Origin of the sequence: Herbidospora daliensis (assembly GCF_001570585.1) — a bacterium.
In the GTDB taxonomy this organism is placed as follows: Bacteria; Actinomycetota; Actinomycetes; order Streptosporangiales; family Streptosporangiaceae; genus Herbidospora; species Herbidospora daliensis.
In genome coordinates this window covers 87,404-102,681 of record NZ_BBXF01000011.1, presented here as the reverse complement: position 1 = coordinate 102,681, position 15,278 = coordinate 87,404, and the positions used below count along the sequence as shown (strand labels likewise).

General features: G+C 72.9%; 12 protein-coding genes. 9 read left to right on the top strand and 3 right to left on the bottom strand.

Translation table 11 applies throughout. The features are described 5' to 3' along the window. Positions 1–122: 122 nt before the first annotated feature. The 5 genes from AW274_RS36605 (at position 123) to crcB (ending at position 2,557) form a co-directional block, all read left to right on the top strand. The gene (locus AW274_RS36605; protein WP_062443115.1) at positions 123–1,058 is read left to right on the top strand and encodes an alpha/beta hydrolase; all 936 of its coding nucleotides are present in this window, start codon (positions 123–125) and stop codon (positions 1,056–1,058) included. An 8-nt stretch (positions 1,059–1,066) separates the two neighbouring features. After that, the gene (locus AW274_RS36600; RefSeq protein ID WP_232320664.1) at positions 1,067–1,369 is read left to right on the top strand and encodes a mycoredoxin; all 303 of its coding nucleotides are present in this window, start codon (positions 1,067–1,069) and stop codon (positions 1,367–1,369) included. Between the two features lie 92 nt (positions 1,370–1,461). After that, complete coding sequence (locus AW274_RS36595) at positions 1,462–1,860, top strand: fluoride efflux transporter FluC (protein ID WP_062443110.1); 399 nt, start codon at positions 1,462–1,464, stop codon at positions 1,858–1,860. After that, on the top strand, positions 1,857–2,186 hold the full coding sequence (locus AW274_RS36590; protein WP_062443107.1) for a DUF190 domain-containing protein: 330 nt from the start codon (positions 1,857–1,859) through the stop codon (positions 2,184–2,186). The genes AW274_RS36595 and AW274_RS36590 overlap by 4 nt, the downstream gene beginning before the upstream one ends. 8 nt (positions 2,187–2,194) lie before the next feature. After that, positions 2,195–2,557: a fluoride efflux transporter CrcB gene (gene crcB, locus AW274_RS36585; RefSeq protein ID WP_062443197.1), complete on the top strand. Its 363-nt coding sequence runs from the start codon at positions 2,195–2,197 to the stop codon at positions 2,555–2,557. Positions 2,558–2,675: 118 nt separating this feature from the next. Here crcB and nudC read toward each other — a convergent pair whose 3' ends face one another. Beyond that, positions 2,676–3,590: an NAD(+) diphosphatase gene (gene nudC / locus AW274_RS36580; protein ID WP_083975423.1), complete on the bottom strand. Its 915-nt coding sequence runs from the start codon at positions 3,588–3,590 to the stop codon at positions 2,676–2,678. Positions 3,591–3,670: 80 nt separating this feature from the next. Between nudC and AW274_RS36575 the strand changes: the two genes are divergently transcribed. From AW274_RS36575 to AW274_RS40910, 4 genes are read left to right on the top strand one after another with little or no spacing between them, the layout of a single operon-like run. Then, positions 3,671–4,804, top strand: a complete 1,134-nt coding sequence (locus tag AW274_RS36575; protein WP_198169577.1) for an ATP-grasp domain-containing protein — start codon at positions 3,671–3,673, stop codon at positions 4,802–4,804. Beyond that, positions 4,801–6,366 (top strand): IucA/IucC family protein, encoded by a 1,566-nt coding sequence (locus AW274_RS36570; protein ID WP_063813880.1) that lies wholly within the window; start codon positions 4,801–4,803, stop codon positions 6,364–6,366. Before AW274_RS36575 ends, AW274_RS36570 begins: the two co-directional genes overlap by 4 nt. Beyond that, on the top strand, positions 6,357–7,862 hold the full coding sequence (locus AW274_RS36565; protein WP_062443104.1) for an IucA/IucC family protein: 1,506 nt from the start codon (positions 6,357–6,359) through the stop codon (positions 7,860–7,862). The genes AW274_RS36570 and AW274_RS36565 overlap by 10 nt, the downstream gene beginning before the upstream one ends. After that, positions 7,859–8,896, top strand: coding sequence for a type III PLP-dependent enzyme domain-containing protein (locus AW274_RS40910; RefSeq protein ID WP_062443102.1), 1,038 nt, complete (start codon positions 7,859–7,861; stop codon positions 8,894–8,896). Before AW274_RS36565 ends, AW274_RS40910 begins: the two co-directional genes overlap by 4 nt. On the opposite strand, the gene AW274_RS36555 is transcribed toward AW274_RS40910, so the two are convergent. Both AW274_RS36555 and AW274_RS36550 read right to left on the bottom strand, forming a co-directional pair. Next, positions 8,875–12,111: an ATP-dependent helicase gene (locus tag AW274_RS36555; protein ID WP_062443099.1), complete on the bottom strand. Its 3,237-nt coding sequence runs from the start codon at positions 12,109–12,111 to the stop codon at positions 8,875–8,877. The two genes, AW274_RS40910 and AW274_RS36555, sit on opposite strands and share 22 nt — an antisense overlap. Further along, positions 12,105–15,269 carry an ATP-dependent helicase gene (locus AW274_RS36550; protein ID WP_062443096.1) on the bottom strand — a complete coding sequence of 1,055 codons (3,165 nt, stop codon included), beginning with the start codon at positions 15,267–15,269 and terminating at the stop codon, positions 12,105–12,107. Before AW274_RS36550 ends, AW274_RS36555 begins: the two co-directional genes overlap by 7 nt. Positions 15,270–15,278 lie beyond the last annotated feature (9 nt).

Here is a 15,278-nt window from a genome sequence, read left to right as displayed (position 1 = left end):
GATCTGCTGGCATCATCCTTCCAGCACCCGGCCAAGCGCGTCTCAAGAGCCGGGTGGCCGAAGGCAAAGAGGGAGCGTCCCCGGCGGGCACGACGGGGGCCGCGCGGGGAGGTTTCAGACCCTTGAAGAAAGCGGCCGTCGCCGGTGCTCTCGCACTCGCCGCCGTCCTCTGCGCTCCGATGAGCGCGGGCGCGCACGCCGTCAGCCCGCAGCCGGGCGCCACGGCCACGCCGACGCCCGTCGCCTCGCCCTCGCCGAGCACCTCCGCCACGCCGCCGCCGGTGCAGGAGCGCAAGACGCTCGTGAAGTACGGCCGCCACGTGCGCCAGCGCATGGACGTCTACTGGCGCGCCAACGACCAGCTGATCCGCCCGGTCGTGTTCATGATCCACGGCGGCTGGTGGTCGGGCGGCGACAAGGCGTACATGAAGTCCGTCACCCGCAGCTACTTCGACCTCGGCTACGTCGTGGTCAACGTCAACTACCGGTTGTCCGGCGACGCGCGGTGGCCGGCCCAGCGCGACGACGCCATGGAGGCGATCGCGACCACCCGGCGCATGGCGGCGGAGTTCGGCCTCGACCCCAACCGCTACGCGATCATCGGCTTCTCGGCCGGGGGGCACATCGCGGCGTCGGTGGGCACCTACGGCAACGGGCAGCCCGGGTTACGCGCCGTCGTCGGCGTCTCGCCGGTGATCTCCCCGCTGACCGCCTACTCCGACGGCGGTTACGGCGCCACCCACGAGCAGCGCAAGCTGCGCCAGGCGGCGGTGGCCCTGGCCGGGGGTTGTGGCCCCAACAAGTGCCCGCGGATCTGGTCGAGCATGGAGGTGCCGTTCCACGCCTCCTACGGCGACGCGCCGATGCTCAGCGTCCACTCGGCCCGCGAGTTCGTGCCGCCCTACCAGAGCGAGCTGCTGCGCGAGTCGCTGGCGGTCTACGGGATCGACATGTCGGTCCGGTCCTACCCCGGGCACTACCACAGCTCGCCCCTGTTCCGGGAGCCCGGCGTGGCCGAGACGATCCAGTCGTGGGTGATCGGACATCTCGCGTACTAGGTGGGAAGATGAGCACCATCCGTCGTGTTGGCAATGACTGCCGACAGAAAGGGACGACAATGGCGCTCACGGTATACACCGCTTCGTGGTGTGGGCCCTGCAAGCGGCTCAAGAGCCAGCTGACCCGCGAAGGCATCGCTTATCAGGAGGTCGACGTCGAAGCCGACCCCCAGGCGGCGTCGTTCGTCGAGAGTGTCAACAAGGGCAACCGCGTGGTTCCCACCGTCGTGTTCCCCGACGGCAGCGCGGCGACCAACCCTTCGGTGATCGAGGTCAAGCGTCGGCTGGCGACGATGGGCCAGTCGATATAGTGGGGATCTGAGCGGTGGTGGGGCCCACCGCCCCATTCGGGTAACCGCAGATCTCTGCCGACGGTCCCTACCTTCACCGGTAGGAGGAACCGATGCCCGTCCGAACCCTCGTCGCGATCTCGGCCGGAGGGGTCGCGGGATCTCTCGTCCGCTACGGGCTGGGGGTGCTCTTCCCGAGCGCCCCCGGGTTCCCGTGGACGACCCTGTTCATCAACGTCACCGGGTGCCTGCTGATCGGCGTCCTGATGGTGGCGATCACCGAGATCTGGGCCGCGCCCGCCTGGGTACGCCCCCTTCTGGGGGTCGGGGTGCTGGGCGGCTACACCACGTTCTCCACCTACATCGCGGACATCGGCCTGCTGGTCGCGGGCGGCGCGCCCCGGTCGGCGCTGGTCTACCTGGTGGTGACGCCGCTGCTGGCGCTGGCCGCCGTGTGGGCCGGCACGGCCGCCACCCGGGCGGGGGCCCGGCGACTGGGGAGGCGCGCATGACACCGGCGCTACGGCTGACGATCTTCGTCGGCGAGACCGACACCAGCCACCACCGGCCGCTCTACCACGAGATCGTGCACCGCGCCCACGCCGCCGGACTGGCCGGGGCCAGCGTCTTCCGGGGCATCGAGGGCTACGGCGCGTCGAACCACATCCACACCACGCGCATCCTGTCGTTGTCGGAGGACCTGCCGGTGGCGATCGTCATCGTCGACGAACCCGACCGGGTGCGCGCGTTCCTGCCGGAGCTCGACGAGCTGATCGGTGAGGGCCTGGTCATGGTGGACGAGGTCGAGGTCCGCCACTACGGCGGGCGGCCCCGGTGACGGGGCTGCTGACCGCCCTGCTCGTGGCGGCGGGCGCGGCTGTCGGCGCTCCCCTGCGCTACCTGACCGACCGGCTGATCCAGTCACGGCACGACAGCGTGTTCCCGTGGGGGACGTTCGGGGTCAACCTGGCGGGCTCGGCCCTGCTCGGCTTCCTGGTCACCCTGCCCGCCGACCACACGCTCATGGCCCTGGCGGGAACGGGCTTCTGCGGCGCGCTGACGACCTACTCGACCTTCAGCTACGAGACCCTGCGCCTGGCCGAAGACGGAGCCCGGCTGGCGGCGGTGGCGAACGTGGTCGTCAGCATCGCGGGCGGCCTGGGAGCGGGGGCCTGCGGAATGCTTCTAGCCCGCGCGGTCAGCGGGTGATCGAAACGACCTGCCCCCGCATGGATTTCGGCCTGGCCATGTCCGCGCCATCGGCCGGTGACCGGGACGAAACGACTTGCCCGCGTCAGCTGATCCGCGCTCCCTGAACCTGCGGTTGTCAGCGGCCCCAGTTTCCCTGGTCGTCGATGGCCGATCCGTACCAGGTTTCGATGAGTCTGCGGGCGATCGAGACGGGGGGTGGCACGCGGAGTTCGCCGGTGGCGATGGCCACGCGCAACTCCTCGCGGGTGTACCAGCGGGCTTCGGCGATCTCCTTCGGATCCAGGGTCAGGTCGCTGGTGAGGGCGCGGGCGAAGAAGCCCAGCATGAGGCTGCGGGGGAAGGGCCAGGGCTGGCTGCCTAGGTAGCGGGGGTCTGAAACACGTACACCGACCTCTTCGAAGACCTCTCTGGCCAGGGCCGCTTCCAGCGATTCGCCGGGTTCGACGAAGCCGGCGAGGACGGACATGCGGCCCTCGGGCCACTGGGGGCCCCGGGCCAGCAGGATGCGGTCGTCGGGGTCGCGGATGAGCATGATGACGGCCGGGTCGACGCGGGGGAAGTGCTGGGAGCCGTCGTTGGGGCAGACGCGCACGTGGCCGCCCTGGGTGACGGTGGTCTCGGCGCCGCACTGGGGGCAGAAGCGGTGGGTGGCGTGCCACGACTCCAGGGCGACGGCGTAGGTGAACAGGCCGGCGTCGCGGTCACTCATGATCGAGCCCGCCTCGCGCAGGCCGGCGGAGTCGGCGTCGTCGGGGAGTTTGGCCGAGACGGAGAAGTAGGCCACGCCGTCGGCGACGCCCAGCAGATGGCGCTGGCCCTCGGGGGCCTCGGCGGGGGCGAGCAGGACGATCTCGGCCTCGTCGCCCGACCGTTTGACCATGGTCTGGCCGTCGCTGATGACGAGGACGCGTGTGGACGGGTCGTGCCATACCCGCTCAAGCCAGTCGGGGTCATGTCGGAGCTGGGCGGAACGGTCGATGGTGCTGCGGCTGAGTAGCAGGGGCCCCAGGAGTCCCTCGGTGATGTCCACGGGGTTATTCTTTCATCGGCCCACGCGGCCGCCCGTTCCCCAGTAAGGTTCTAGAGGTTAGGTAAGCCTTACCTCAGGGGATGCACTTGCGGCTGTACCTCACCACGCTCAACCCCACCGACTCGGTCACGCGGGGTTTCCTGCCCGCCGCGAAGGCCCTCGGGTGGGAGGTCACCATCCTGACCGATCAACCGGAGGGTTATCCCGGCCACGAGACGATCCCGGCCGACGTACGCGACCCGAAGGCCGTCATCGACGTCATCGCGCGCCACCACCGGCCCGACGTGATCTTCTCCAACTCCGACCACCTCCAGGTCGAGACCGCCCTGGCCGCCGACTACTTCGGCCTGTCGGGCAAGGACTGGCGGGCCTGCCTGAACGGCAAGAACAAGGCGCTCACCCGGCGGGTGCTCGGCGACGTGCGCTCGGCCCGGGTGGTGCCCGGCGAGCCGCTGCCCGAGGTCGATTACCCCGTCGTGGTCAAACCGCGCGAGGGGGTGGCCAGCGAGGACGTCGTGCTCGTCAGGGACGACCTCGGCGCGGCGGCGCGGGAGATCTGGACGCGCCGCCCGGGGGCGGTGCTGGTCGCGGAGGAGTACCTCGAAGGGCCGCTGATGACCCTGGAGACCCTCGGCGACGGCGGCACGACCCGGGTGCTGGGCGGGTTCCAGACCACGCTCGGGCCGCTGCCCCACTTCGTGGAGGAGCGCCTCGACTGGTCGCCGGACCTGCCGGGCTCAGAAGAGGTGCTCGATCAGCTCAAGGCGCTGGGCGTCGGATTCGGGGCCTGTCACACCGAATACGTGCTCACCGAGAACGGGCCGCGCGTCGTCGAGGTCAACTACCGGGTCATCGGCGACAACTGCGACCTGCTGCTGGCCGACCACCTCGACGTGCCGCTGTTCGAGTGGATCCTGCGGGTGCACGCGGGCGAACCGGCGCCGGAGGCGCCCCGTCCCCGTGGGCACGCGGCGGCGATCAGCGTGCTGGCCACCCGGCCGGGCACGATCGTGAAGGCGCCCACGGAGCTGACCGGCGCCCACGAGGACGTGCGGCTCTGGCACCTGCCGCTCAAGGAGGCCGGGCAGCCGGTCGCGGTGACCCACACCAACCGCGACTACCTGGCCCTGCTGCGGGCCGTCGGCCCCACCCGCGAGGCCGTCGACACGGCCGCGAAGGTCTTCCTGGACGCCCACCCGTGGGTGGTCGCGTGAGCAACGCCACGGCGGTGCGGGTGGGCCGCGACGGCTACCTGGCGGCGCGGGTGCTGAACGCCCTGATCAGAGAGGACGTCGGCGGGCTGGCCGGCCGGCTGAGCTGGGACAAGGCGGGGGCGTACGTGCCGCTGTCGGCCTCGCGGCGGGTGCGGCTGGCCCCGGGGTTCCCCTCGGGCGGCCTCGAAGGGCTCTTCCAGGACTTCACCGTGGCCCCGGGCGAGAGCGTGCGGCTGCGCGAGGTGCTGGCGACGCTGGGCAGGATCGCCGACCCGGCCGACGCCGAAGGGGTGGCCGCCTTCCGCGAGGAGTGCCGCCAGACCCTGACCGGCCTGGAGCTGCTCGACCGTCACCGCGCCTCGGTCGAAGACCGGCTGCCCGAGCTGGGCCCGATCGGCTACGAGGTGCTGGCCGCGTTCAGCGACCACCCGGTCTATCCGACGGCGCGCTGCCGGCACGGCCTGACCGAGGAGCAGCTGCTCGCCTACGCGCCCGAGTTCGCGCCGCGGTTCACGCTGCGCTGGGCGGCCGTGCCGGGGACCGGGCCGGTGCCGGAGTTCTTCCCGTCGTTCGCCGCCGTCGGCCTGCCGTCCGGCCTGGCCGCGACCCATCGCCTGTTCCCGGTGCATCCGCTGTCGTTGCCGCAGGTGAACGCCGTGGTCGCGCCGCTCGACTTCCTTCCGGTACGCCCCACGTTGTCGATGCGCACGGTCGAGGTGTCGCCGCGTACCCATCTGAAGATGCCGCTCGCCACGGCGACGCTCGGGGTGCGCAACCGGCGGTCGATCAAACCGGGCGTGCTCGACGACGGCGCGCGGGCCGAGCGGCTGCTGACCGAGGTGCTCGACCGGCACCCGGGCCTGCCCGTCCGGCTCGCCGGGGAGCAGGAGTTCGCCCATTCGGGCAACGAGTTCCTGGCCTGGATGGCCCGGCGGCTGCCCGAGGGCGAGATCGTCTCGGTGGCGGCGCTGAACGCGCCCGGCGTGCTCGACGCGCTGGCCGGCCGCCACTATCGCGGCGACGCAGAGACGCTGCTCGCCGACTACCTGCGGGCGCTGCTGACCTGGAACGTCACGCTCTTCGTGCGCTACGGCGTCGCGCTGGAGGCGCACCAGCAGAACCTCGCGCTGGTCTTCGGCGACGGCCCGATGCGGCTGCTCCTCAAGGACAACGACGGGCTGCTCGCCTCCCCCGACCACCTGGCGGCGGCCGGGATCGAGGTGCCCGGCTTCGCCGACGAGCGCATGCTGACCGGCGATCCCCACGCGCTCGCCGACGTGTTCGTGACGATCACCCTCCACCTGGCCGCCGCCGCGGTGACGCTGCGGCCCGACCTGGTGCGGGCCGCCCTGGCCCGCGCCCTCGACGAGCACGGCGACCACCCGATGGCCCGGCTGCTGCGCAACCGCACGCTGGAGGCCGCCCGGCTGGTCGGCAAGAGCATGGTCACCGCCGGGAGCCTCGTCTCCAAGGCCAGGAGCGGCGCGAAGGACATCAACAAGTTCTACGGGACCAGCGGCCCGAACTATCTGCGAAAGGGGTCCTCTGGCCCATGTACATGAACGTCGCGGAGCACGCCACCGTCGCGGCCCTCCTCCGGTGCTGCATCCGCGAACTGCCCGGCCAGGCGTTCCCGGCCGGGCCGTACACGATGGTGCGGGTCGGCGGGGTGTGGTTGCGGGCGAAGACGAGCGGCGGCATGGCCCTGCGTGTCGCCGAGCCCGAGCGCCTGGTCGGTCCGGCGTGGGAGCCGCTGACCTCCGACGCCCTGGTCGGCCTGATCGCGCGGGAGCTGCCCGGCGTGAACGGGGAGTTCGCGGCGCAGGTGGCCGGGAGCCGCGAGGTGATCGGGCGGCTGCTGGCGGCCCGCGCCCAGGGCAAGCCGCCCGGGAACGAGTGGCTGGCCTCGGAGCAGGACCTCGTGTTCGGGCACCCGTTCCATCCCGCGCCCAAGGCCCGCGGGGCGGCCCGGGGCGACTGGCTGGCGTACGCGCCCGAGGCGTACGCCCGGTTTCCGCTGCGGCTGCTGGCGGTGCGTGACGACCTGGTCGTCGAGGAGGGCGACGTGAGCGCCCTCGACGGCATCCCGGCCGACGTGCCGCCGGGCTACCGGCTGCTGCCGGTCCACCCGTGGCAGTACGAGCTGACCGGGCCGCCCGTCGACGGCGATCGGCTGATCGACCTCGGCCCGGCCGAGCACGACGTGCTGCCGACGTCGTCGGTGCGGACCGTCTACGACCCGCTGCTCGACAAGTGCCTCAAGTTCTCCCTCGACGTGCGGATCACCAACTGCGTGCGGAAGAACGCCTGGTACGAGCTGGCGAGCGCGGTCGAGTTGTCGGGCCGGCTGGCCCCGGTGTTCGCCGCCCTCACCGAGCGGTTCCCGGGCACCCGGTGGTTGCCCGAGCCCGGCTACCGGACCGTCGACCTGGGCCGGGAGTTGTTCGAAGGGCTCGGCGTGCTGGTGCGGTGCAGCCCGCGCGGCCGGTGCGGGCCCGACGTCACGCCGGTGCTGGCGGGCGCGCTGGCGCTGCGCGACCTCGGGGGCGACGACCCCGTCGGGTGGTGGCGCTCCTACGTCGAGGTGGTCGCGCTGCCGGTGCTGGAGGCCTATCTGCGGCACGGGGTGGTGCTCGAACCGCACCTGCAGAACGTGCTGGTCGGGCTCGATGCCGAGAGGAAGCCGGTGCAGGCGGTGTTCCGCGACCTGGAGGGCACCAAGCTGGTCGGGCACGACCTGGCCGGGGTGCGCGAGGAGGTGGCGCGGGCGATGACGTACACGCCGGAGAAGGGCTGGGACCGGGTGGTCTACTGCCTGGTCGTGAACCATCTGGCCGAGATCGCGGCGTCGGTGGACGCGCCCCTGGAGACGTTGTGGGGCGTGGCGGCCGAGGAGATCGCCGCCTACGGCGAGTCGATCGGGTGGCCCGAGCCGCTGGCCCGGCTGATGTCGGGGGTGCCGCTGCCCGCCAAGGCCAACCTGACCGTGCGGTGGGAGCGCCGGGCCGACCGGGCCGCGACCTACGTGCCGGTGGCGAACCCGCTGGTGATCGCGTGATCGCGGACATCGCCGACCGGTTGGGGGACGTGCCGGCCTACGTCTACGACCTGGCGGCGCTCGACGCCCACGCGGCCCGGATCCGGGCGGCGATGCGCGGGATCGAGGTCTACTACGCGGTGAAGGCCAACCCCGACCCGGCGATCCTGCGCACGCTGGCGCCCTACGTCGACGGGTTCGAGGTGTCGTCGGGCGGCGAGTTCGACCACGTGTCGGCGCTGTTCCCGGGCTCGCGGCTGGCGTTCGGCGGGCCGGGCAAGACCGCCGCCGACCTCGCGCGCAGGCCCTACCGGTTCCATGTGGAGAGTCCCCGGGAGCTCGACCTGCTCCAGGGGGACGTGCTGCTGCGGCTGAACCTGAAGGCGGAGGTCGACGGCGCCGCGCTGGCGATGAGCGGGCCGTTCGGGATGGACCCGGAGATGGTCGCGGCGTGCCGCGAGAAGCCGGGGAACGCCCGGATCGCGGGCGTCCACGCGCACCTCGCCAGCGGGCTCGACGCGCCCGCGCTGACGGGCCTGGCAGAGACGATCGTCGACCACGCCCTGCCGGGCGAGGAGGTGTGCGTGGGCGGCGGAATGGCCGTCGACTACGCCGACCCCGGCCGCACCTTCGACTGGGAGTCCTACGGCGAGGGGCTGCGCGGGCTCGGGCGCGACGTCATGAGGATCGAGCCCGGCCGGGCCATGACCGCCTACTGCGGCTGGTACCTGACGAAGGTCCTCGACGTGAAGCGGGTGCACGGCGAACTGTTCGCCGTGCTGACCGGCGGCACCCACCACCTGCGCACGCCCGTCACGAAGGGCCACGACCAGCCCTTCACCGTGTTCGGGCCGGGCGGCCCGGAGGAGGAGGTCACCCTGGTCGGGCAGCTCTGCACCCCGAAGGACGTGTTCGCCCGCCGGGTGAAGGCGGCTCTCCGGCCGGGTGACGTCGTCGCGTTCGCGATGGCCGGGGCCTACGCGTACAACATCTCCCACCACGACTTCCTGATGCACCCGAAGCCGGAGTTCCACTACGTCTCGGGGATGCCGTAGATCAGCGCCGTCAGGTCGTCGAGGCCCATGAGGTCGACCGGCCTGACGGTGCGGTTCTCCAGCACGTAGTGGAAGGCCGCGCCGACGCGGGTCAGCGGCACCTCGGCCAGTTTCGCCCAGGCCAGCCGGTAGGCGGCGAGCTGGATGGCCTGGATGCGGGCGGCGGCCGAACCGCGCGGGCGGTTGCCGGTCTTCCAGTCGACCACGACGTAGCCGTCGTTCCAGGGGAAGACGGCGTCCATGCGGCCGCGCACCAGCCGGTCGGCGATGACGGTCTCGAACGGGACCTCCAGGTCGACCGGGGTGCGCTCGGCCCACTCGCTCTCCTCGAACCGGGCCTGCAGGACGCGCAGCTGCTCGTCGGCCTCGTTGAGGTCGTCGGCCGCGCCGGGCAGGTCGAGTTCGTCGATGAGGCGCTGCTGACCCCACCGGGTCTCCAGCCAGCGGTGGAACGAGGTGCCGCGCCGGGCCAGCGGCGCGGGTTTGTGCGGCAGCGGGCGGCGTACCTCGCGGGCGTAGGCCGACGGGTCCTTGGCCAGGGAGACCAGCGAGGAGACCGACAGGCGCAGCGGCAGCTCGACCAGGTTGCCCTCGCGCCGCCGGTCGCGTTCGCGCAGCAGCAGCGTGGTGTCGCGGGCCCACGACTGCATACGCTCCTGCTCCCACTGCCGCACCTCGCCGACGCCCTCCTCGTCGAGGCCGTCGAGGGCCTCGCGGATGAACCTGGCCCCTTCGGCGATGCCGTCGCGCACCGCCACCGACGGCCAGGCCGCCTCGGCGGGCTCGGCCAGCAGCGGGTTCTCCACGGCGTCGTCGTCGGTCCAGACGGCCACCGACGACGCCTGGTCGCGCACCTCCAGCAGGAACCGCGACGGCTCCAGCGGACGCGACGCGCTCCCCCACCGGTAGCCCGACGCGATCAGCAGGTAGTGGGCCCGGGTCACCGCCACGTAGGCCAGGCGGCGCTCCTCGCGCAGGTCGCGCTCCCGGCTGGCGGCGTCGAAGTCGGCCAGCTCCTCTTTGCTCAGCCCTTCGAGGGCGGGCAGGTCGCGGGCGTCGCCCCGCAGCGCGTAGGGCAGTTTGCGGGGGTTGTCGGTCCAGCGGGAGTTGGTGACCGGCGTGGCCGGGAAGACGCTGCCCCGGGCCAGCCCGCCGGCCGCCGTGGTGACCTCCGACAGGCCGGGCACGATCACGACGGGCCATTCGAGGCCCTTGGAGGCGTGCACGGTCATCAGCTTGACGCTGTTGGTCTCGCCGACCCGGCCGCCTTCGAGGCCGAACTCCTCGGTTTCCGCCGCCTTGAGGTAGGCCAGGAACGCGCCCAGCGTCGGGTCTTCGGCGTCGCCGGCGAAGCGGGCCGCCGCGTCGAGGAAGGCGTCGAGGTCGGCGCGGGCGGCCAGCGGGCTGCCGCCCCGGGAGGCCACCTCGACGTCGAGGCCGGTCCGGCGCTCCACCTCGGAGATCAGGTCGGGCAGCGGCAACCCGGCGTGGGAGCGCAGCAGCCGCAGTTCCTCGGCGAGCTTCGGCAGCCGCTCGCGGGCGAGCGGACTGTAGGGGTCGAGCCATTCGGGGCGGTCGGGCAGTTCGTCGAGGGCGTCGATGATGCTGCCGCGTTCGGCCTCCAGGTCGGCGACGACCTGGTCGAGGGGGTCGCTGGGGCGGCCGCCGCGTTCGTCGCGCTCGCGGTTCAGCTCCCTGGCCTGGTCGCCGAGCTGCTTCAGGTCGGCGGGGCCGATGCGCCAGCGGGGTCCGGCCAGCAGTCTGATCAGGGCGTCGCCGGCGGTGGGGTCGTACATGACCCGGAGCGTGGAGACGATGTCGGCCACCTCGGGCACGGTCAGCAGCCCGCCGAGCCCGACCACCTCGACCGGGATGCCGCGCGCCTCCAGCGCCTTGCGGAGCGTGGGGAACTGCGAGCGTTTGCGGGCCAGGATCGCCACGTCGCCCGGTTGCAGGGCCGGGCCCTGCCGGGGCTTGCTCCGCTCGCCCTCGCCCCACGGAAGCCCGTCGGGCGCGAGCTCCAGGCCCAGTTGCTTCTGTACGCCCTCCGCGATCCACTCGGCCTCGTCGTGGGCCGTGGCGTGGTAGGCGCACACCACGCGGCCCCGGTCGGCCCGGTTCTCGCCCGGCGTCAGCACCGGCACCTCGGAACTCTCGCGGCGCAGGTCGGTCTGGATGCGGGCGGCGACGTCGAGCACCCGCTCGCCGTTGCGGAAGCTGACCGACAACTGCCTGACGGGCGCGGGCTCCCCCTGCGCGGTCGGGAAGTCGTGCGGGAAGCGCGACAGGTTGCCCGCCGAGGCCCCCCGCCAGCCGTAGATCGACTGGCACGGGTCGCCGACGGCCGTGACGGGATGCCCGCCGCCGAACAGCGACCGCAGCAGGACCAGCTGCGCGTGGCTGGTGTCCTGGTATTCGTCGAGCAGCACCACGGTGAACCGGGCCCGTTCGATCTCGCCGACCTCCTCGTGCCGGGAGGCGATGCGGGCGGCCAGCGCCATCTGGTCGCCGTAGTCGATCACCTCACGGGCCCGCTTGAGCCTCTGGTACGCCTCCACGAGCGGCAGCAGCTGCTCCCGCACGGCGTGGACCTGCACCGGCCTGCGCTGGGCGTTGGTGACCCGGCCCGGGAGCAGCGCCAGCCGCTCGGACCAGCGCCGGCCGTAGTCGCGCACCTCGTCGGCGGTGGCCAGGTGTTCGGCCATCTCCCCGGCCAGGTCGAGCACGGCGGCGGTGACGCTCGGCGGGCCGAGGTCGATCTGGTCCATCGGGCCGTCGTACTGGCCGACGACGCGGGCCGCCATCTGCCAGGCGACGGCCGGGGTGACCAGCCGCATCGTGGGCTCCATGGCCTCGCGGAGGGCGTGGTCGGTGACCAGGCGGGCGGCGTAGGCGTGGTAGGTGGAGATCGTCGGCTCCACCTCCAGGTCCATCGGGGTCTCGGTCTTCTCGGCCAGCGTCGTGAGCCGCTTGTGCACCCGTTCGGCGAGCTCGGCCGCCGCCTTGCGGGTGAAGGTGAGGCCGAGGATCTGCTCGGGTTTGGCGAACCCGTTGGCGACCAGCCAGACGACCCGTCCGGCCATGGTCTCGGACTTGCCCGACCCGGCTCCGGCGATGACGACCATCGGCCCGAGGTCGGCGGAGATCACCCCGGCCTGCTCGTGCGTGGGCGGCGGCACGCCCAGCGTGGCCGCCAGGTCGAACGGGGTCAGCACACCTGGCCCCCGCTGTCGTTCACCGGGCACGAGAACCGGGCCGCGCAGGTGCGGCACCCGTCGTTGACCTTGGCGACGAACAGGTTGGCCGACATGCCGGCGGCGACCGTGGTGACCAGGTCCTGGGCCCACTCGGGGTTGACGTCGTCGGCGAGCGGGATCTGCGACTGCTCCTTGGCCAGCGGGCCGGTCCCGGCGGCCTTGCCGACCTGGAGCAGCGCGGCTCCCCCGGGCTCGGTCATGCCGTGGCGCTCGAACGCGCCCAGGACCGTCGCGAGCTGGTAGACGCCGAGCTGGGGGTGACGGTCGAGCTCGTCGTCGCGCGGCTTGGCGGTGCCGGTCTTGATGTCGATGATCACGGCCCGGTTGTCGCCGTCGCGCTCGACCCGGTCGACCCGGCCCTTGATGACGACGCCGTCGGAGACGACCTGGGTGAACGACTCCTCGAAGCCGACCAGCTCGCGCGGGTTCTCGCGGTGCCAGGTGAGGAAGCGGTCGACCATCTTCTCGGCGACGTGCCGCTGCTTGCGGTTGAACCAGATGCCGCCGAAGTCGAGGTCGTCCCACACGTCGTCGAGCCGTTTGGCCAGTTCGTCGGTGGTGTGCTCCTCGGCGGCGAGCACGGCGATGGCGTGGATGACGTTGCCGAAGACCTGCGGCACGCTCTCGCCGCCGGTGCCGACCGCGGTCTCCAGCACCCACCGCAGGCCGCACTTGGTGAACTTCTCGACCGCCGACGGCGAGATCTGCACGACCCCGTCGGGCCAGGCGAGCGGGCGGTCGTCGGAGATCTCGGTGAGGGCGTACCACGACGACGGGTCGGCCCCCGGCACGCCCTCGTCGGCGAGCCGGGCCAGGTGGCGGGCGGCGGCGCGGCGCATCGGCTCGGGGCGGGTCGGGTCGCAGACGGCCGAGCGCAGGTCGGCGACCAGCGCGGGCATGCTGAGCCAGCGGGCCCGGTCGTCGACGGTCGCGTTCTCCAGGCCGCCGGGGACGAGCTCGTTGAGGAAGCGCGAGGGGCGTTCGTCGGCGTCCTCGCCGCCGACGGCCGTGACGACCAGCCGGGAGCGGGGCCGGGTGGCGGCGACGTAGAACAACCGCCGCTCCTCGGCCAGCATCTTGGAGCCGAGCGCGAACCTCTCGGCGTCGGTGCCGTCGAGCGCGATGCCGCCCGCGACCTCGACCAGCGACTCGACCCCGAGCAGCGAGCCGCGTACCCGCAGGTCGGGCCAGACGCCCTCCTGCACGCCGGCGGCCACGACGACGTCCCATTCGAGGCCCTTGGCCCGGTGGGCGGTCAGGATGCGCACGGCCTCGCCGTCGGGCGCCTGGGCGGCCAGCGAGTCGGCCGGGATCTCCTGGGCCATCAGGTCGTCGACGAAGACCTCGACGCCGGCCTGCGGCAGCCGGTCGACGAACTTGGCGGCGTAGTCGAACAGGTTGACCACCGCGTCGAGGTCGCGGTCGGCCTGGCCGCCGCGCGCGCCGCCGCCGAGGCTCGAATGGGTCCAGCGCTCCGACAGGCCGCTGGCCTTCCAGACCTCCCACAGGGCGTCTTCGGCGGTCAGCTCCTTGGCCACGGTCTGCCGCGCGGTGGCGAGCAGGGTGGCCAGCCGCTGCGCGGGCGCGGCGACGTGGGGTTCGAGCAGGGTGAGCTCGTTGGGGGTCTGCACGGCGGCCACGATCAGCTCGTCGCTCGACCGGGGCGGCACGATGCCCGCCTCGTGCTCGGCGATGCGCAGGCCGCGCCGGAGGCGGCGTACCCCGATCATGTCGGTGCCCCCGAGCGGGCCGGTCAGCAGTTCCTCGGTGGTGGCGACGTCGAGCGACTCGCGCCGGGCCGCCGCCTTGAGCAGCAGGATCAGCGGCCTGACCCCGGGTTCGGTGATCAGCGGGCCCTCGTCGCCGGTGACGACGACCGGCACCCCGGCGGTGTGCAGCGCGCGCCGGAGCATCGGCACCTGCCGGGTCGCGCTGCGCACCAGGACCGCCATGCGCTGCCACGGCACGCCGTCGAGCAGGTGGGCCCGGCGCAGCGTGTCGGCGACCACGGCGGCCTCCTGCGACACGCTGTCGGCGATGACGACGCGGACCTCGCCCGGCTCCAGGCCGTCGACGGCGTGCAGGTCGCGGTGGGAGGTGTCGCGCCAGCCCGGCGGGACCGGCAGCCGGTTGGCGATCCGGCGCGAGGCGGCCAGCAGGTCTTCGCCGCTGCGGCGGCAGGTGCGCAGCGCCACGATCGGCGCGGGCCCGTCGCCGGCGGTACGGAACCGTTCGGGGAAGTCGAGGATGTTGCGCACCTCGGCGCCGCGGAAGCCGTAGATTGCCTGGTCGGGGTCGCCGACCACGATGAGGTCGCGGCCGTCGCCGGCCAGCCCGCGCAGCAGGTCCTCCTGCGCCGGGTCGGTGTCCTGGTACTCGTCGACGAACACGACGTCGTAGGCGGCCCGCTCGCGGTCTCTGACCGGGCCGTCGGCCAGCAGCGCGGCGGCCTCCCTGATCAGCTCGGCGTAGTCGAGCGTCCAGATCGGGTCGAGGTCGAAGCGCTCCTGGTAGCGGGCCGCGAACCGGCCCACCGCCACCCAGTCGGACCGGCCGTGGGTGTGCCCGAGCTCGACCAGCGCCGGGCCGTCGAGCCCGCGTTCGCGGGCGCGGGCCAGGAAGTCGCGGACCTCCTCGGCGAACCCCCGCGTCTTCAGCCACTCGCGCATCGCCTCGGGCCAGCGGGTGGCCCCGTCTTCGAGCTCGCCGTGCAGCAGGCGGCGCACTTCGAGCAGCTGCTCGGGGCCGGTCAGCAGGCGCGGCGGCGGCTGGCCCGCCTCCAGCGCCTCGCGGCGCAGCAGGGCGTAGGCGTAGCTGTGGAAGGTCAGCGCGAGGGGCGTGCGGGTGGTCCGGCGCAGCCGGGCGGTGACGCGGTCGCGCAGGTCTCCGGCCGCCCGGCGGCTGAAGGTGAGGACCAGGATGCGCTCGGGGTCGACGCCCCGCGATTCGACCCGGTCGACGACGCTCTCGACTATGGTGGTCGTCTTCCCGGCCCCGGGGCCCGCCAGCACCAGCAGCGGACCGCTCTCATGGGCCACCACAGCCCGCTGATGCTCGTCGAGCACGGGACCGGGCCCGCGCCCCACGCCCCCGCGCCGCACCAGCCGATAGTTCATAACCCGTCA